Below are 16,570 nucleotides of genomic sequence, written 5' to 3' on the forward strand. Positions count from 1 at the left end.
CGGCCGCAGAAACGGATTGGCTTCGCCGGCGCCGCACCGTATCGCTGGCGCCATGCTCAAGCGCCTTCTGATTGTCTTCGCCCTGCTCGCCGTTGCTGGCGCTGCCACCTGGTATTGGCTCGGCCGCCCGGACATCGCAACGCTGAGCGAGACCGCCGTCACCGGCCGCGTGCCGCAGATCACCGATCCGCGCTATCAGAATGTGCCCACCGTCGGCGTCGCCAAGGCGGTCGGCTGGCCAGCGGGTGCGATGCCGAAGGCGGCGGCAGGCCTGAAGGTGCAGGCATTCGCTGACAAGCTCGATCATCCGCGCTGGATGTACCAACTGCCCAATGGCGACATCCTGGTGGCGGAGAGCAACTCGCCGCCGCGCGATGGCGGCGGGATCACCGGCTGGGTCATGGGCCTGCTGATGAACAAGGCGGGCGCCGGCGTGCCCTCCGCCAATCGCATCACCCTGTTGCGCGACAGCAATGGTGACGGCGTGGCGGATATGCGCACTGCGTTCCTCACCGGCCTCAACTCGCCCTACGGCATGGTGCTGGCGAACGGCTGGCTCTATGTCGCCAACACCGATGCGCTGGTCCGCTATCCCTATCGCGACGGCCAGACGAAGATCGCCGCCAATCCGCAGAAGATCCTGGCGCTGCCCGGCGGCGGCAACCATTGGGCGCGCAACGTGGTCGCGTCGCTGGATGGCAAGAGCCTCTATGTCAGCGTCGGATCGGCATCGAACATCGCCGAAGGCGGGCTGGAAGAGGAAGGGCCGATCTACACCGCCGAAAGCCCCGGCCAGATGGCGACGGCGGCAACCCAGCCGACCAACCGCGCCGTGATCCTGGAAGTCGATCCCGAGCGCAAGACCAGCCGTATCTTCGCCTGGGGCATTCGCAACGCCAACGGCATGGCCTTCGAACCCAAGACCCAGGCGCTGTGGGCAGTGGTGAACGAACGCGACATGCTCGGTTCGGATATGCCGCCCGATTATCTGAGCCGCGTCGATCTGGGCGCCTTCTTCGGCTGGCCCTGGCAATATTGGGGCGGCTATGTCGACAAGCGCGTCGAGCCCGGCCGCCCGGACCTTCGCGAATATGTCCGCCGCCCGGATTTCGCGCTGGGCGCACACACCGCGCCGCTCGGCCTGACGTTCGCCGACGGTGCGCGCCTGGGCGACGCCTATGCCAACGGCGCGTTCGTCGGGCTGCACGGCTCGTGGAACCGCAAGCCGCCCTCGGGCTATAAGGTTGTGTTCGTGCCTTTTGCGGAGAACGGTTTCCCGAACCGCGATGCCAAGCCGCAGGACGTGCTCACCGGCTTTCTTAATGCCAAGGGCGAGGCGCAGGGCCGTCCGGTCGGCGTAATTGTCGGCACCGGCGGCGCGTTGCTGGTGGCGGACGATGTCGGCAACAGGATCTGGCGGGTGAGCGCGGCGCGCTGACCGTCGCCCGTTCGCCTCTCCCCTCAGGGAAGAGGCGGGCGCATTCAGGCGAGCAGCCGGGGGCCTTGCGTCACCAGCAAGTCGCGCACCTTGCCCGCGAACAGGGCGAGCATGCCAGGCAGCGCGACTTCGACATGGACATGCGAGTCGGCCACGTCGAGCCGACAGGCCACCGTCTGGCCCATTGCCCCGACGGTGAAGAACATGCTGTCGCCCTCCCAGCGATGCTCCACGGTGGCCCCGCCAGGGATCTTGTCCGCTAGCCGCCCGATCTTCGAATCGATGCGGGTGCGCGCGTCGGCGCGGGTCAGCTGGTGCGGGATATCGGCTTGGATGGTCTGTGGAGTCATTTGGCGAACACCATGGCGTCATCGGCAAACGCCTTGAATTCCAGCGCGTTCCCGCTGGGGTCGCGAAAGAACATCGTCGCCTGCTCGCCCACCTGACCCTGGAAGCGGATGTGCGGGGCAATGCCGAACGCCACCCCGGCCGCTTCCAGCTTCGCGGCAAGCGCGTGCCAGTCGTCCATCGTCAGCACCACGCCGAAATGCGGCACGGGCACGTCGTGGCCGTCGACCGGGTTGGTCGCCGCGACCGGCTTCGCGGTCGGATCGAGATGGGCGACGATCTGATGGCCGAACAGATCGAAGTCGATCCACTGTGCGGAGGAGCGCCCCTCCGGGCAGCCGAGCAGCCCGCCGTAGAAGGCGCGCGCGGCGGCGAGGTCGTGGACCGGGAAGGCGAGATGGAAGGGGCGTGGCATGGGGTCCGGCTTAGCGCCGTGCTGGTTTGCGGACAATGTTCGGCCGTTTTCGATTTCACGCAAAGGCGCGAAGGCCCGAAGAAGGAGGTTCGCGCGGAGCCGCAGAGGGGGTGCACCCGCCGCGACAGCGACCGGAACTTCAAACGCGGCATAAGGATGCCGGGCCAGCAGCGGTGCGATCGCTCTCTGCGCCTCAGGAAGAATTCACGCCTTCGCGTCTTCGCGTACAATCAACAAGCCGAAGCTTACCCTTCGGCGAGTTGCTCCCCCCGGTGCCAGCGGCACAGATTGGCGCGCGCCTCCTGCACGAATGCCGAACGGCGCAGCACACCCAGCAGTGTATCGGCGACCCAGCGGCCGGGATTGCGCAGGGGCCGCCGGAACTGGATCAGCAGCACGATGCGAGTATGGGCGCTGTCGTTCCACACCTCGTGATCATAGGTGTCGTCGAACACCAAGGTCTCGCCCTCCGCCCAGCGTACCGTGCGGCGGCCGATCCGCATCCGCACATCGCCATCGCGCGGCACCACCAGCCCCAGATGACAGGTGATCAGCCCCTTCGTGACGCCGCGATGCGCCGGGATGTGAGTGCCGGGCGCGAGGATCGAGAACATCGCGCTGTTGAGGCCGGGTACCTGTTCCATCAATCGGGAGGTATGGGGGCAGCGGGCAAGATTTTCGTCAACGCGGTAGCCATAGCCCCACAGGAACAGGCTTCGCCATTTGCCGATCGGTGCGATCGCGCGGTGATCGGGCGAAATTGCGGCGAGCGAAGGTGCCCCGGGTTGCGCCGTGATCGCCGCCAGTGCCTCGTCGCGAATCGCTTCCCAATCGGCGCGCAGTGCAGCGGTCCAGGGAAAGGCGCGCATGTCGAGCACCGGCGCGTTGGGGACCAGTGAGGATGCCGCGATCAGCCGATCGAAGGTGCCGCGCAAATGCTTGCCCCAGCGCAGCAGCAGCGGCCGGGGGCGCCGCGCGCGCCCCGAATCGGAAAGGACGGCCCTGTCGGCCGGCGGCCCGATCGGCGCCTCGCTGGTGGCAAATTCCACGCGCTTCTTCCCCGCAACTCTGGCGCCGTGCCCGTTTTCGGTGCTGCGGCGCAACAATTTCGCCTTCGGGTCTAGGCCGTCACTTGGGTCTAAAACATGGCGGGTCCATGGATTCTTGTGGCGTACATCCGGCAGAAAGGTTGCCGGTGGCATGGCGCGCCACTCGCCTCTAGAAAGGGCTTCATGCTGTCTTTCCTGCGCACGCCGCGCTTCGCCCTGCTTCTCCTCGCGCTTGCTGCGCCCACATTGCCTGCTCCGGTGCTGGCGCAGGGCCGCCCCGAAGGCGTTCAGACCGCCGACGATCCGTGGCTCTACAAGGGCAGCGACCTCGTCCATGACGATAAGTGGAAGTTCGGACGGCTCTCCAACGGCGTGCGCTATGCGGTACGCAAGAACGGCGTGCCGCCGGGGCAGATCTCGATTCGGGTGCACATCAATGCGGGATCGCTGATGGAGCGCGATTCGGAACGCGGCTTCGCCCATCTGCTCGAACATCTCAGCTTCCGCGGCTCGGCCTATGTGTCCGATGGCGATTCGAAGCGCATCTGGCAGCGGCTGGGCGTCACCTTCGGGTCGGACAGCAATGCCTCGACCACGTTCATCAGCACCACCTACAAGCTCGATCTGCCCAATGCGACGCCGCAAGGGCTGGACGAAAGCTTCAAGATTCTTTCCGGCATGATGGCCGCACCGGCGATCACCCAGACTTCGCTCGATGCCGAGCGTCCGGTGGTGCTGGCCGAGGGGCGCGAGCAGCCGGCACCGCAAAAGCGCATGCAGGATGCGCTCTATCAGCTGATCTTCGCGGGCCAGCCCATCGAGAATCGCGAGCCGATCGGCACGGTGGAGGCGCTGAACGCCGCGACGCCCGCCAGCGTGCAGGAATTCCACGATCGCTGGTACCGCCCGGAACGCGCCACGGTGATTGCGATCGGCGATGTCGATCCGGCGGTGCTGGAAGCGATGATCGCCAAGCATTTCTCCAGCTGGCAGGGCAAGGGCGAAGCGCCCAAGACGCCCGATTTCGGCAAGCCCGAGGCCGATCACCCGATCGCTGCCAGCATCGTCGAACCGGCGCTGCAGCCGATTGCGCTGATGGCGATCGTGCGGCCCTGGACGGTGCTCGCCGATACGGTGATCTTCAACCAGAAGCGCATGATCGACATGGTGGCGATCCGCATCCTCAACCGGCGCCTCGAATCGCGCGCGCGTTCGGGCGCGTCGTTCATCGCTGCGGGTGCCGATCTCGACGATATCGCGCGGTCGGCCAACGTCACCACGCTCACCGTGCTGCCCAATGGCGACGACTGGCAGAGCGCGCTGCGCGATGTGCGCGCCACCGCCGCCGAACTGATGGCGGCGCCGCCCACCCAGGCCGAAATCGATCGCGAGCTCGGCGAAATCGATGCCTCGATGCGCAATCGCATCTCCACCGCGCCGGTCGAATCGGGCGTATCGATCGCGGACGATCTCGTCCAGGCGGTGGACATCAACGAAACCGTGACCACGCCCGAGGGATCGTACGCGATCTTCAAGGGCGCGATCGCCAAGCGCATGTTCACGCCCGCCACGGTGCAGGCCTCGGCCCGCAAGGTGTTCGAAGGCACCGCGACGCGCGCGCTGGTCAACACCCATGCGCCCGATCCGGATGTGATCGGCAAGGTCACATCGGCGCTGCAGGCGGATGTCAAGGCTGCGGCGATGAAGCGCCGGGCGCTCAACGTACGCTTCGATCAGCTGCCCCGCATCGGCGCGCCCGGCAAGGTCGTGCAGCGCGAGCGGCTCGATCCCGATCTGGCGATCGACCAGGTCACCTATGCCAATGGCGTCAAGCTGCTGATGCGCGAGGACACGTCGGAAACCGGCAAGGTCTGGGTCAATATCCGCTTCGGGCGCGGCCTGCGGGCGCTGCCGGGCGATCGTCGTGTCCCGGGCTGGGCCGGCACCACGGCGCTGATGGCCAGCGGCATCGGCAAGTTCGGCCAGGAGGAGCTCGACGCGTTGACGGGCAACCGCCAGATCGGCCTGGGCTTCGATATCGAGGAAGACGCCTTCGTCTTCCAGGCGCAGACCAACAAGCAGGACCTGGCCGATCAGCTTCGCCTGTTCGCCACCAAGCTGGCCGCCCCGGGCTGGGATCCCAACCCGATCACCCGCGCCAAGGCGGCGACGCTCGCATCCTATGCCGGCCTGTCCGCCTCGCCGGATGCGGTGCTCAGCCGCGATCTCGACTCGCTGCTGCACGACGGCGATCCGCGCTGGGGCGTGCCCAGCCGCGAGGAAGTGGCCGCGCTTACGCCCGAAGCGTTCCGCAAGCTGTGGGAGCCGCTGCTGCAGACCGGCCCGATCGAAGTGTCGATCTTCGGCGACATGAGCGCCGAGGAGACGGTGAAGGCAGTGGCGCAGAGCTTCGGCGCGCTCAAGCCGCGCGCGGCGGGGGCGGACAGCGGCGCAGCGGTGCGGTTCCCCGCGCATGTCGCCACGCCGGTGGTGCGCACGCACACCGGCGCCGTCGATCAGGCGGCGGCGGTGATCGCCTGGCCCACCGGCGGCGGCAGCGAGAAGATCGCCGAAAGCCGCAAGCTGGAAGTGCTCGCCGCGGTCTTCCGCGATCGCCTGATCGATCAGCTCCGCAGCCAGGCCGGCGTCAGCTATTCCCCCAATGTGATGAACGACTGGCCGGTAGGCCTGCCGGGCGGCGGCAAGATCGCCGCGCTGGGCATGGTGCCGCCGGACAAGACCGCCTTCTTCTTCAAGCTCGCTCGCGACATCGCGGCGGACCTGGTGGCCAAGCCGGTCGAGGCGGACGAACTGAACCGCGCGCTCACCCCGCTCAAGCAGCAGCTGCTGCGCATGTCGAGCGGCAACATGTTCTGGATGAACCTGGTCGAAGGCGGCACCCAGGATCCGGCGCGGATCGCCGGCATGCGCACCCTTGCGCGCGATTATGCGCTCACCACGCCCGGCGAGCTGCAGGCACTGGCGGCCGCCTATCTGCGCCCCGACAAGGATTGGACGATGGTGGTGCTGCCGGAGAAGGCGGCGAAGTAATCGGATCCTCCCCGTTTCGGGGAGGATCGATCAATACAGCTTGTCGAGCTGTTCGCCGTACACCGCCTTCAGCACGTGGCGGCGAATCTTCATGCTCGGCGTCAGCTGCTCGTTCTCGATGGTGAAGGCTTCGTCGGCCAGGATGAACTTGCGCACCCGTTCGATGACCGAAAGATCGCGGTTCACCCGCTCCACCGCCGCGCCGATCGTCGCCTTGAAGTCGGCGTCGCGGGAAAGATTGCGGAACTTGCAGGGCGTCGCGGTCTTGGCGCAGAATTCCTGCACCCATTCCGGATCGGGCACGATCACCGCGGTCATGTACGGCCGCTTGTCGCCATAGATCATCGCCTGCAGGATTTCGGGCTGCAGCGTCAGCATGCCCTCCACCTTCTGCGGCGAGACATTGTCGCCCTTGTCGTTGACGATGATGTCCTTCTTGCGATCCGTGATCTTGATCCGGCCGGCGTCGTCGATCACGCCGATATCGCCGGTGTGCAGCCAGCCGTCCTTCAGCACGCGCTCGGTTTCGGCTTCGTTGCGCCAATAGCCATGCATCACCAGCTCGCCGCGCACCAGGATCTCGCCATCCTCGGCGATTCGCACCTCCACGCCTTCCATCGGGGGGCCGACCGTGTCCATCTTCAGGCCGGCCTTGGGGCGGTTGCAGGAGATCACGGGCGCCGCTTCGGTCTGGCCATAGCCCTGCAGGAAAGTGAGCCCGAGCGATTCGAAGAAGATGCCCACCTCCGGATTGAGCGGCGCGCCGCCCGAAACCAGCGCCTTGATCCGCCCGCCGAACCGCTTGGCCAGCTTCGGCCGCAGCGTAGCATTCAGCAGCAGGTTCATCGGCAGGTCGCGCAGGCCGGAGGTGCCCGCCGCCTTGCGCCCGCCGATCGCCACGGCCTTTTCGAGCAGATACGCAGGGAAGCTGCCCTGCTTCTCCACCTGCTTGGTGATGCGCGTGCGCAGCACTTCGAACAGGCGGGGGACGACGACCATGATCGTCGGGCGCACTTCCTCGATGTTCGAGGCGAGCTTCTCCAGCCCTTCGGCATAATAGATCTGGCCGCCCAGCGCGATCGGGAAGAACTGGCCGCCGGTATGCTCATAGGCGTGGGAGAGCGGGAGGAACGACAGGAACACCTCGTCCGCCCAGCCGAAATCCTCCGAGATGATCGCGGTGCAGCCTTCGCAATTGTGCAGGATCGCGCCGTGATGCTGCATCACCCCGCGTGGCGATCCCCCGGTGCCGCTGGTGTAGATGATGCAGGCCAGGTCGCTGCGATGGAACTGCGCCGCAGCCGCGGCGGCGGCCGGATCGGCGGGATGGGCGGCGATCAGCCCGCGCCAGTCGTGCAGTTCCAGGCTGCCATGCTGGGCCAGCCGAACATCGTCGATGCCGATCACGATCCGCCCGGTGGAGGACCGCAGCACCGCCGGCAGCAGCGTCTTCGCCAGCCGGTCGTTGGAAACGATCACCGCGCAGGCGCCGCTATTTTCCAGGATGTGCTGATGATCGCGCTCGGTATTGGTGGTGTAGGTCGGCACCGTCACGCAACCCGCGGCCATGATCGCCAGGTCGCTGATGCAGAATTCGGGCCGGTTCTCCGAAACCAGCATCACCCGATCGCCGCGCCTCAGCCCCACCGCCTTCAGCCCGGCGGCAAGGCTCGCCACCTGCTGCGCCGCTTCGGCCCAACTCGTCGGGTGCCACTTCCCGCCGGCCTTGTGCCACAGGAACGGGGCATCGCCCTTCTCGCGCGCCCGGGCGAAGAACATCGCCACCAGATTGTCGAAATGTTCGAGCTTGCGCATACCATCTCCCCCTGCAGGCGCCCCGTTTTTGTCTATCGCGCGTCCTGCGTCATTCCGAAGGGCGGTTGGGCTTCACTCCCACCCGCTGAATAACGGCTACCGTGCCGTCCTGATCCATTGCCACGCCTTCGCTGCGCGGATCGGCGGCGCCCACCCAGCGGCCGGCGACCCGCTCGATCGCATTGGCCTTCAGACCCAGCGGAGCGGGGCGGACATCTTCGCCCAGCGCGCGCAGCGCCGGCAGCATGGCATCCAGCTGCGTACCCTGCTCGGCGATCGCCGTCTTGCCGGGCGCATAGAGCAGGCCCAGGCCGATCGCGTCCTGGGCGGAAAGCTTCCAGTCGACCACGCCGATGATGGCCTTGGCCACCTGCGCGATGATCGTCGATCCGCCCGCCGCGCCCACCGCCAGCCGCACCTTGCCGTCCGGGCCGAACACGATGGTCGGCGCCATCGAACTGCGCGGCCGCTTGCCCCCCTGGACGCGATTGGCGGCGAGGAAGCCGTCTTTCTCCGGCACGATATCGAAATCGGTGAGCTGGTTGTTCAGGATCGTGCCGTCCACCGCCAGCCCGGATCCGAACGGCCCTTCCACGGTCGTCGTCACCTGCACGACGTTGCCCGCCGCATCGCTCACGGCAAGATCGGTGGTGCCGGCGACTTCCTGCGCCTTGGCCCGCACGCGCTTCGGCGCGCCGCGCGGGGTGCCGGCGGCAATGCTCGCCATCGTCTTCGCCGGATCGATCAGCGCCGAGCGGCTGGCGATATAGCGGCGGTCGAGCAGCCCTTTCAGCGGCACCTGCACGAAGTCCGGATCGCCCAGATACAGGTCGCGATCGGCATAGGCGAGGCGCGAGCTTTCGGCGAACAGGTGCCAGGCGGTGGGCGAGTCCTTGCCCAGCGTGCCGAGGTCGAAGCGCTCGAGCTGCGCCAGGATCATCAGCACCGCTGCCCCGCCGGAAGAAGGCGGCCCCATCGAACAGACCCGATAGCCGCGATAGCGCGCGCACAGCGCCGGCCGTTCCTTGGCGTCATAGGCGGCAAGATCGCCGATCGTCATCTTCGAAGGGTTGCGCGCCGCGCCGTTCACCGTCGCGACCAGCTTCGCCGCCTGCGGCCCGACATAGAAGCTGTCCGGGCCGTGGCGGGCGATGCGGTCGAGCAGCGCCGCCTGTTCGGGGTTGCGCACGCGGCTGCCCACCGGCAGCGGCTTGCCGTCCGCGCCGAAGAACAGCGCGCGATACGCCGGGTCGACATGGCCGGTGAACTGGGTGAGCGAATTGTTGAAGCGCGGGGTAACGTCGAACCCGTCGCGCGCCAGGCGGATCGCCGGCGCGAACAGTTTCGCCCAGGGCAGCCGGCCCGACTTGCGATGCGCCACCGCCATCGCCCGCAGCGCGCCCGGCACGCCGACGCTGCGCCCGCCTGGCACCGCCGCAAACCGGCCGAGCGGCTTGCCGGCGGCGTCGTAGAACCAGTGATCGTCGGCAGCCATCGGCGCGGTCTCACGGCCGTCCACCGTCGTCGTCGCCTTGGTCTTGGCGTCGTACAGCACCAGGAAGCTGCCGCCGCCGATGCCCGAGCTTTGCGGCTCCACCACGTTCAGCGCCAGCATCGTCGCGATCGCGGCATCGGTGGCGGTGCCGCCCTGGCGCAGGATTTCCACGCCCGCCGATGCGGCCCGCGGATCGGCCGCGCTCACCATTCCCTGCGCCTGGGCCACCACGGGAGCGAGCAGCAGGGCGAACAGGGCGGACAGCAGCGCGACAATCGTCTTCATGGCACCATGGGGTAGCGCGCTTTCCCCGCGTGGCAAGGTGCTAGCGGCGCGCCAGGCCATGCGCGATGTCCCGCGCTAGGCCGGGGCCGCGATAGACCAGCGCCGAATAGACCTGCACCAGCACCGCTCCGGCATCGATCCGGCGGCGCGCCTCGTCCGGCCCGTCGATGCCCCCGGCGGAAATCAGCGGGAGCTGCCCGCCCGATGCTTCGCGTGCCTCCACCAGCTTGGCGCGGGCAAGCTCGGCGAGCGGCTTGCCCGAAAGGCCGCCGGTTTCGCCGGCATGGGGCGACCGCAGCGGCGGGCGGGAAATCGTGGTATTGGAAACGATCAGCGCATCGATCTTGTGGTCCATCGCTGCCCGCACCGCGCCGTCCAGGCCCGCCCGATCCAGGTCGGGCGCGATCTTCAGGAACAACGGCGTGCTGCCCCGCGCCGCATGGGCGGCCGCCAGCAGTTCGTCGAGCGCGGGGCGCGACTGCAGGTCGCGCAGGCCGGGGGTGTTGGGCGAACTGACGTTGATGGTGATGTAATCGGCATGCGGGGCCGCCTTGGAGACGCCCAGCGCATAATCGGCGACGCGATCGGCCGAGTCCTTGTTTGCGCCGACATTGATGCCCAGCACGCCGGCGCGCCGCCTCAGCCGGGCGATCCGGGCCAGCGCTGCATCGATGCCGCCATTGTTGAACCCCATGCGGTTGATCACCGCCTCGTCTTCCACCAGCCGGAACAGGCGGGGGCGGGGATTGCCGGGCTGGGGGCGCGGCGTCAGCGTGCCCACCTCGACGGCGCCGAAGCCGAGCGCGAACAGGCCGGGGATGGCTTCGGCATCCTTGTCCAGGCCTGCCGCCAGCCCGATGCGGTTGGGAAAGGTGAGTCCCGCCAGCGTCACCGGATCGGCCGCCGCCGGGCCCTTGCTGAACGGCGTTCCGGCCGCGCCCCACGCGGCAAGACCGCGAATCGCTGCCCGATGGGCGCGCTCCGCATCGAGCGATAGGACGGCCGAATGAAGAAAATTTCGCATCATGCCCCTCATGCATCGCAATGCAAACGTCGTCAAAAGCGGGAATGTCGATTCCGTACAATACCGGCGTCTGAAAACGGTTTAGAGCCGTTTCTGCGACCCGAGGGGTTCCGCTTAACGGGGGGAACCCTTTCCTTTAGGCCCGGTCGGCTTGCCGACCGGGCCACTTTTCCGTTGCGCTTTGCGCGCCGCCATGCTCCTTGAGTGCGACGAACCGAAGCACAGGGGACGCAGGCATCCTATGCATGGCGCCGCGGAGGGGGGTCGAACGTCGGTCGCGGAACGCGCGCCTTCGCCCATCAATCGGCCATTCAGTATCCGTTTTCAGCCGTCCTCGGGGCGGCTGCTGCCGCATATCGAAAGCTTTTATCTCTACAAGAATTCCGCGCCCGAAATCACCGGGGTGGAGCGGGTCGATCTCGGCCAATGGCGGTTCATGCTGGAAGGCGCGGGTACCGTCACCTTCCCCGACGGGCGTGAAGAACAGACGATGCCGGTGGTCATCAACGGGCCCGGCACCGCGCATTGGACCTATCGAATTCGCGGGCCCTTTCACTGTTTCGGCATTTCGCTGCGCGGCATCGGCTGGCGGGCGCTGGTCGGCCTGCCGGCCGATCGGGTGGCGGATACGCTGGTCGATGCGGAAACCATCTACGGCCAGGACATCCTCGACCTTCATGCGCGGCTCCGCGAGATGGAAACGCTGGAGGAAATGGTCGCTGCGATCGAGCCGCTGCTGATACGCCGGCTGGACGCGACCCGGCGGGTGCCGCGCCCGCATGTCGCATTCCTGCGCATCGTGCGGGAATGGGCTGCCGCCGGCGATCCGACGATCGAGGCGCTCTATGCCGCGATGGCGGCGGAAACCGGCATGGGCCAGCGCCAGGTGCAGCGGCTGTGCAAGGAATATTTCGCCGGACCGCCCAATCATCTACGCCGCAAGTTCCGCGCGATCGGCGCCGCGATGCGCATCTATCAGGGTGCCTCGCTCGATGAGGTGATGGGCCCCTTCGCCGATCAGTCGCACCTGATCAACGAGATCAAGCATTTCACCGGCCAGACGCCGGGGTCGCTTCGCGATGGCATCGATCCGGTGCTGGCGGTGACGCTCGAGAACGAAAAGTTCCATTTTCTCCCCGATGTGATCCCCGAGACAGTTGACCTCGACGGTCGCTGAGCCCACATGCCCAATCGGATCAACTTTGTCCGATTGGGAGTCGATGCGTCTTTCCAGCCTAGCCGATTATGCCGTGGTGATGCTGGCCGCTGCCGCGCGCCACTGCGGCGCGTCGTGCCGGCTGAACGCGACGCTGCTCGCGGGCGAGACCGGCCTGCCGCTGCCGACCGTGCAGAAACTGGTGAGCAAGCTCTCCGCTGCCGGCCTGATCGAAAGCGCGCGCGGTACCGGTGGCGGCTTCCGCCTTGCCAGGCCGCCCGCGGCGATCAGTCTCGCCGAGATCGTCGAGGCGATTGAAGGTCCGATCGCGCTGACCGTCTGCGTCGATTCGGCCCGGCATGACTGCGCCGTCGAGGGCGCCTGCCGGGTGAAGCCGCATTGGGGCGTGGTGAGCGACGCGGTGCGCTCGGCGCTCGCCCAGGTCAGCCTCGCCAGCCTTTCCAATCCTCCCGCGCTTGCGGGCGTGTCCGCGCCGGGGCATGGGCACGCGCCTTCGCTTCCCGACCTTTCTTCTTCTCCTTCTCCGGTGCTCGCCGGGGAAAGCCAGGTATCTTTCTGATGGCCACCAAGAATGCCGAGGCGCTCGCCGCCGCGAACAAGAAGTATGAATGGGGCTTCGCCTCGGACGTCGAACAGGAGTTCGCGCCCAAGGGGCTGAGCGAGGATACCGTCCGCTATATCTCCGCCAAGAAGAGCGAGCCCGAATGGATGCTCGACTGGCGGCTCAAGGCGTTCCGCCTGTGGCAGACGCTGGAGGCGCCGGACTGGGCCAAGCTCAACGTGCCGCCGATCGACTATCAGGACGCGTATTATTACGCCGAGCCGAAGCAGAAGAAGACGATCGCCAGCCTCGACGAGCTCGATCCGGAAATCCGCCGGACCTATGAGAAGCTGGGCATCCCGATCGAGGAGCAGAAGGTGCTCGCCGGCGTCGAGGGCGCGCGCAAGGTCGCGGTCGACGCGGTGTTCGACTCGGTGTCGGTCGCCACCACCTTCCGTGCCGAGCTCAAGGCCGCGGGCGTCATCTTCCTGTCGATCAGCGAGGCGATCCGCGAATATCCCGAGCTGGTCCAGAAGTGGCTGGGCAAGGTGGTGCCGCAGCGCGACAATTATTTCGCCACGCTCAACAGCGCGGTCTTCTCCGACGGCACCTTCGTCTATGTGCCGGAGGGCGTGCGCTGCCCGATGGAGCTTTCCACCTATTTCCGCATCAACGCCGAGAATACCGGCCAGTTCGAGCGCACGCTGATCGTCGCCGACAAGGGCGCGTACGTCTCCTATCTCGAAGGCTGCACCGCGCCGATGCGCGACGAGAACCAGCTGCACGCCGCGGTGGTGGAGCTGGTCGCGCTCGACGATGCCGAGATCAAATATTCGACCGTCCAGAACTGGTATCCGGGTGACGAGAACGGCAAGGGCGGCATCTACAATTTCGTCACCAAGCGCGCGCTCTGCCAGGGCCGCAACTCGAAGGTGAGCTGGACCCAGGTCGAGACCGGCTCGGCGATCACCTGGAAATATCCGAGCTGCGTGCTGGCGGGGGAGAACAGCGTCGGCGAATTCTATTCGGTGGCGGTGACCAACAACCGCCAGCAGGCCGATACCGGCACCAAGATGATCCATCTCGGCAAGGGCAGCCGCTCGACCATCGTGTCGAAGGGCATTTCGGCCGGGCGCAGCGACAACACCTATCGCGGGCTGGTCCGCGTCGCCGCAAGCGCAGAGAATGTCCGCAACTTCACCCAGTGCGACTCGCTGCTGCTCGGCGATCAGTGCGGTGCGCACACCGTGCCGTATATCGAGGTGAAGAACCCCAGCGCCCAGATCGAGCATGAGGCGACCACCAGCAAGATCAGCGACGACCAGCTGTTCTACGCGCTCCAGCGCGGGCTGGACCAGGAAGCGGCGGTGGCGCTGATCGTCAACGGCTTCGCCCGCGAAGTGCTGCAGCAGCTGCCGATGGAGTTCGCGGTCGAGGCGCAGAAGCTGCTCGGCATCTCGCTCGAAGGCTCGGTCGGATGAGTCGGCCCGCTGCCTCCGCTCAGCCTGCGCTCATCTCGGCTGATGTATCGAATACGCAGGGCCGCGTTCCGGGCCCGCAGGAGTATCATGCATGTTGAACGCCCTTCTCGCCGCAGCCTTCGCCCTCCAGAGCGGCGTCGCGATCGACAGCGCGGCGCAGTTCGGCGCGGCGACCAACCATGCCCGCTGCATCGTCCGCGCAATCGGCGTGGCGCCGGCGGATGCGGGCGCGCGCTCGGCAAAGGTCGCCGGCGCGATCAAGCAGTGCCGCGACTTCCTGAATTCGGACTTCCAGGCCGGCCGCCTGTTGCTCGACGACCGACCCTATCAGCCGAGCGCCTGGCGCAAGCTGACCCCGGTGCTGGACAAGCTGGAGGCCGACATCAAGGCCAGCGTCACCGCGCCCAAGCAGTACAAGATCATGTGGAAGCTGCCCGATGGCTCGCTGGTCGACGCCTATGACGCGGGCACTCCGCCCAAGACCCTCTCTCTCGTGACCGTGGCGATCTGAACCCCATGCTGAACATCCAGAACCTGCACGCCGAAATCGACGGCAAGGAAATCCTCAAGGGCCTGACCCTGTCGCTGAACGCGGGCGAAGTGCACGCGATCATGGGGCCGAACGGCGCCGGCAAGTCGACGCTGGGCTATGTCCTTGGCGGCCGTGGCGGCTATGAGGCGACCAGCGGCAGCGTCACCTTCGACGGGCAGGATCTGCTGGAGCTGGAACCGCACGAGCGCGCCGCCGCCGGCCTGTTCCTCGGCTTCCAATATCCGGTCGAGATCCCAGGCGTCTCCAACGTCCAGTTTTTGCGTGAGGCGGCCAATGCCCAGCGCCGCCACCGCGGCGAGGCCCCGCTCTCGGGTGCCGAATTCCTCAAGCTGGCGCGCGCCCAGGCGGCGGCGCTCGGCATGGATGCCGAGATGCTCAAGCGGCCGGTGAATGTCGGCTTTTCGGGCGGCGAGAAGAAGCGCAACGAGATGGTGCAGATGGGCATCCTCAACCCCAAGCTCGCCATCCTCGACGAGACCGACAGCGGCCTCGACATCGACGCGCTGAAGGCGGTGGGCGAGGGCATCAACCGCATCATGCGCGCGCCCGACAAGGCGGTGCTGCTGATCACCCATTATCAGCGCCTGCTCGATTATGTGAAGCCGGACTTCGTCCATGTGCTGGCCGATGGCCGCATCGTCCGCTCGGGCGGGCCGGAACTGGCGCACGAACTCGAGCGCGAAGGCTATGGAGCGCTGGCGGCGTGACCGTGCTCGATCTTCCCACGAAGAAGGCGGAGGCGTGGCGCTGGTCCGACATGGACACGCTGCGCGCTGCGGCCGAGAGCCCGCAGGCACCAGCAGGCATCGACCCGACGGATCTGTTCCTCGACATCGAGGGTCCGCGGCTGTGCTTCGTCGACGGCGTGTTCGAGCCTGCGCATAGCCGTCCGGGGCCGGTGGAAGTCACCCGCCAGATCGCCGCGACCGACCATCCGCTCGGCAGCCTGGCGATCGGCGAGGGCTGGGCGCTGCACCTCGGTCCCGAGCATGCCGCGACCTGCATCCAGATCGTCCATCTCGGCACCGGCGGCGAGAATCACGTGCCTGCGCGCATCCTGCTCGCCGACGATGCCGTGGCGAGCGTGGTCGAGACCTTTGCCGGTACCGGCTGGGCGAACCGGCTGACCGCGATCGCGCTCGGCAAGGGCGCGCGGCTGATGCGCTCGGTGCGGCTGGTGCAGACCGGCGGCTTCGTCTCGATCCGCGACGAGGCGGAGATCGGCGAGGCGGCGAGCCTGGTGTCGATCTTCCTCGGTGCGGGCGGCATGGGCAGCCGGATCGACGGCGCGCTGACGCTGACCGGCAAGGGCGCGTTCGCCGAGATGGGCGGCGCGCTGCTCACCAGCGGCACGCAGCGGCAGGAAGCCGCGGTGGCCGTGCGCCACGAGCAGATCGAAGGCACGTCGCGCCAGATCTGGCGCGCGGTCGCGGCCGACCAGTCGGTGGCGAGCCTCGCCGCGCGGGTGGAAGTCGCACGCGGCGCGCAGCAGACGGATGGCGAACAGTCGCTGCGCGGGCTGCTGCTCCAGCGTACCGCGACGGTGAACCTCAAGCCCGAACTCGAAATCTTCGCGGACGACGTGAAGTGCGCGCATGGCGCGACGGTCGGCGAACTCGATCGCAACGCGCTCTTCTATCTGCAGAGCCGGGGCATCGAAGACGCGCAGGCCAAGGCGCTGCTGACCCACGCCTTTGTCGCGGACGCGCTGGCGCGGATCGGTGAGGAGCCGGTGCGCGAGGCGTTCGCGGCGGATGCGGCGGCTTGGCTGGAAACCTCCCTCTCCCAGCGGGAGAGGGAAGGGGCCCGCTCGGCGGAGCCGAGTGGGAAGGGTGAGGGCGACCAATGAGCGCTCACCCTCACCCTTCCGCGGCTGCGCCGCTCCCTCCCTCTCCCAA

At 67.4% G+C, this 16,570-nt stretch carries 14 protein-coding genes; 8 read left to right on the top strand and 6 right to left on the bottom strand.

The annotated features are described in order from the left end of the window. Positions 1–52: 52 nt before the first annotated feature. Complete coding sequence (locus ACNFJ7_RS14535) at positions 53–1,438, top strand: PQQ-dependent sugar dehydrogenase (RefSeq protein ID WP_019369776.1); 1,386 nt, start codon at positions 53–55, stop codon at positions 1,436–1,438. A gap of 44 nt (positions 1,439–1,482) precedes the next feature. Here ACNFJ7_RS14535 and ACNFJ7_RS14540 read toward each other — a convergent pair whose 3' ends face one another. The 3 genes from ACNFJ7_RS14540 to ACNFJ7_RS14550 all read right to left on the bottom strand — a co-directional run bounded on the left by ACNFJ7_RS14540 (position 1,483) and on the right by ACNFJ7_RS14550 (position 3,307). After that, positions 1,483–1,788, bottom strand: coding sequence for a polyhydroxyalkanoic acid system family protein (locus ACNFJ7_RS14540; RefSeq protein WP_058805432.1), 306 nt, complete (start codon positions 1,786–1,788; stop codon positions 1,483–1,485). Next, complete coding sequence (locus ACNFJ7_RS14545) at positions 1,785–2,201, bottom strand: VOC family protein (protein ID WP_019369778.1); 417 nt, start codon at positions 2,199–2,201, stop codon at positions 1,785–1,787. Before ACNFJ7_RS14545 ends, ACNFJ7_RS14540 begins: the two co-directional genes overlap by 4 nt. A gap of 245 nt (positions 2,202–2,446) precedes the next feature. Further along, the gene (locus tag ACNFJ7_RS14550; protein WP_019369779.1) at positions 2,447–3,307 is read right to left on the bottom strand and encodes an aspartyl/asparaginyl beta-hydroxylase domain-containing protein; all 861 of its coding nucleotides are present in this window, start codon (positions 3,305–3,307) and stop codon (positions 2,447–2,449) included. Between the two features lie 126 nt (positions 3,308–3,433). Between ACNFJ7_RS14550 and ACNFJ7_RS14555 the strand changes: the two genes are divergently transcribed. Continuing rightward, positions 3,434–6,301 carry a M16 family metallopeptidase gene (locus tag ACNFJ7_RS14555; RefSeq protein ID WP_019369780.1) on the top strand — a complete coding sequence of 956 codons (2,868 nt, stop codon included), beginning with the start codon at positions 3,434–3,436 and terminating at the stop codon, positions 6,299–6,301. 30 nt (positions 6,302–6,331) lie between these two features. Here the strand turns inward: ACNFJ7_RS14555 and ACNFJ7_RS14560 are convergent, their stop codons facing one another. From ACNFJ7_RS14560 to ACNFJ7_RS14570, 3 genes are read right to left on the bottom strand one after another with little or no spacing between them, the layout of a single operon-like run. Beyond that, positions 6,332–8,116 carry an AMP-dependent synthetase/ligase gene (locus ACNFJ7_RS14560; protein ID WP_019369781.1) on the bottom strand — a complete coding sequence of 595 codons (1,785 nt, stop codon included), beginning with the start codon at positions 8,114–8,116 and terminating at the stop codon, positions 6,332–6,334. A 49-nt stretch (positions 8,117–8,165) separates the two neighbouring features. Next, positions 8,166–9,896, bottom strand: a complete 1,731-nt coding sequence (gene ggt / locus ACNFJ7_RS14565) for a gamma-glutamyltransferase (RefSeq protein ID WP_019369782.1) — start codon at positions 9,894–9,896, stop codon at positions 8,166–8,168. Between the two features lie 40 nt (positions 9,897–9,936). After that, the gene (locus ACNFJ7_RS14570) at positions 9,937–10,923 is read right to left on the bottom strand and encodes a quinone-dependent dihydroorotate dehydrogenase (RefSeq protein WP_019369783.1); all 987 of its coding nucleotides are present in this window, start codon (positions 10,921–10,923) and stop codon (positions 9,937–9,939) included. A gap of 238 nt (positions 10,924–11,161) precedes the next feature. Here ACNFJ7_RS14570 and ACNFJ7_RS14575 point away from each other — a divergent pair, with 238 nt between their 5' ends. The 6 genes from ACNFJ7_RS14575 to ACNFJ7_RS14600 all read left to right on the top strand — a co-directional run bounded on the left by ACNFJ7_RS14575 (position 11,162) and on the right by ACNFJ7_RS14600 (position 16,521). Beyond that, entirely contained in the window at positions 11,162–12,097 is a 936-nt protein-coding gene (locus ACNFJ7_RS14575) for an AraC family transcriptional regulator (RefSeq protein ID WP_019369784.1), read from the top strand. Positions 12,098–12,140: 43 nt separating this feature from the next. Continuing rightward, positions 12,141–12,656: an SUF system Fe-S cluster assembly regulator gene (locus tag ACNFJ7_RS14580; protein WP_019369785.1), complete on the top strand. Its 516-nt coding sequence runs from the start codon at positions 12,141–12,143 to the stop codon at positions 12,654–12,656. After that, positions 12,656–14,119, top strand: coding sequence for a Fe-S cluster assembly protein SufB (sufB, locus tag ACNFJ7_RS14585; RefSeq protein WP_058805431.1), 1,464 nt, complete (start codon positions 12,656–12,658; stop codon positions 14,117–14,119). Before ACNFJ7_RS14580 ends, sufB begins: the two co-directional genes overlap by 1 nt. Positions 14,120–14,210: 91 nt before the next feature. Next, positions 14,211–14,630 carry a hypothetical protein gene (locus ACNFJ7_RS14590; RefSeq protein ID WP_019369787.1) on the top strand — a complete coding sequence of 140 codons (420 nt, stop codon included), beginning with the start codon at positions 14,211–14,213 and terminating at the stop codon, positions 14,628–14,630. Positions 14,631–14,635: 5 nt separating this feature from the next. Next, on the top strand, positions 14,636–15,379 hold the full coding sequence (gene sufC / locus ACNFJ7_RS14595; protein ID WP_019369788.1) for a Fe-S cluster assembly ATPase SufC: 744 nt from the start codon (positions 14,636–14,638) through the stop codon (positions 15,377–15,379). Continuing rightward, entirely contained in the window at positions 15,376–16,521 is a 1,146-nt protein-coding gene (locus ACNFJ7_RS14600; protein WP_019369789.1) for a SufD family Fe-S cluster assembly protein, read from the top strand. The genes sufC and ACNFJ7_RS14600 overlap by 4 nt, the downstream gene beginning before the upstream one ends. Positions 16,522–16,570: the final 49 nt, after the last annotated feature.

Origin of the sequence: Sphingomonas sp. HT-1 (assembly GCF_048568905.1) — a bacterium.
Lineage (GTDB): Bacteria > Pseudomonadota > Alphaproteobacteria > Sphingomonadales > Sphingomonadaceae > Sphingomonas.

Bases quoted from the DNA above. Each gene is read 5' to 3' on its own strand.
- ACNFJ7_RS14535 (WP_019369776.1), top strand. From the start codon at position 53: ATGCTCAAGCGCCTTCTGATTGTCTTCGCCCTGCTCGCCGTTGCTGGC.
- ACNFJ7_RS14540 (WP_058805432.1), bottom strand. From the start codon at position 1,788: ATGACTCCACAGACCATCCAAGCCGATATCCCGCACCAGCTGACCCGC.
- ACNFJ7_RS14545 (WP_019369778.1), bottom strand. From the start codon at position 2,201: ATGCCACGCCCCTTCCATCTCGCCTTCCCGGTCCACGACCTCGCCGCC.
- ACNFJ7_RS14555 (WP_019369780.1), top strand. From the start codon at position 3,434: ATGCTGTCTTTCCTGCGCACGCCGCGCTTCGCCCTGCTTCTCCTCGCG.
- ACNFJ7_RS14560 (WP_019369781.1), bottom strand. From the start codon at position 8,116: ATGCGCAAGCTCGAACATTTCGACAATCTGGTGGCGATGTTCTTCGCC.
- ggt (WP_019369782.1), bottom strand. From the start codon at position 9,896: ATGAAGACGATTGTCGCGCTGCTGTCCGCCCTGTTCGCCCTGCTGCTC.
- ACNFJ7_RS14570 (WP_019369783.1), bottom strand. From the start codon at position 10,923: ATGATGCGAAATTTTCTTCATTCGGCCGTCCTATCGCTCGATGCGGAG.
- ACNFJ7_RS14575 (WP_019369784.1), top strand. From the start codon at position 11,162: ATGCATGGCGCCGCGGAGGGGGGTCGAACGTCGGTCGCGGAACGCGCG.
- ACNFJ7_RS14580 (WP_019369785.1), top strand. From the start codon at position 12,141: ATGCGTCTTTCCAGCCTAGCCGATTATGCCGTGGTGATGCTGGCCGCT.
- sufB (WP_058805431.1), top strand. From the start codon at position 12,656: ATGGCCACCAAGAATGCCGAGGCGCTCGCCGCCGCGAACAAGAAGTAT.
- ACNFJ7_RS14590 (WP_019369787.1), top strand. From the start codon at position 14,211: ATGTTGAACGCCCTTCTCGCCGCAGCCTTCGCCCTCCAGAGCGGCGTC.
- sufC (WP_019369788.1), top strand. From the start codon at position 14,636: ATGCTGAACATCCAGAACCTGCACGCCGAAATCGACGGCAAGGAAATC.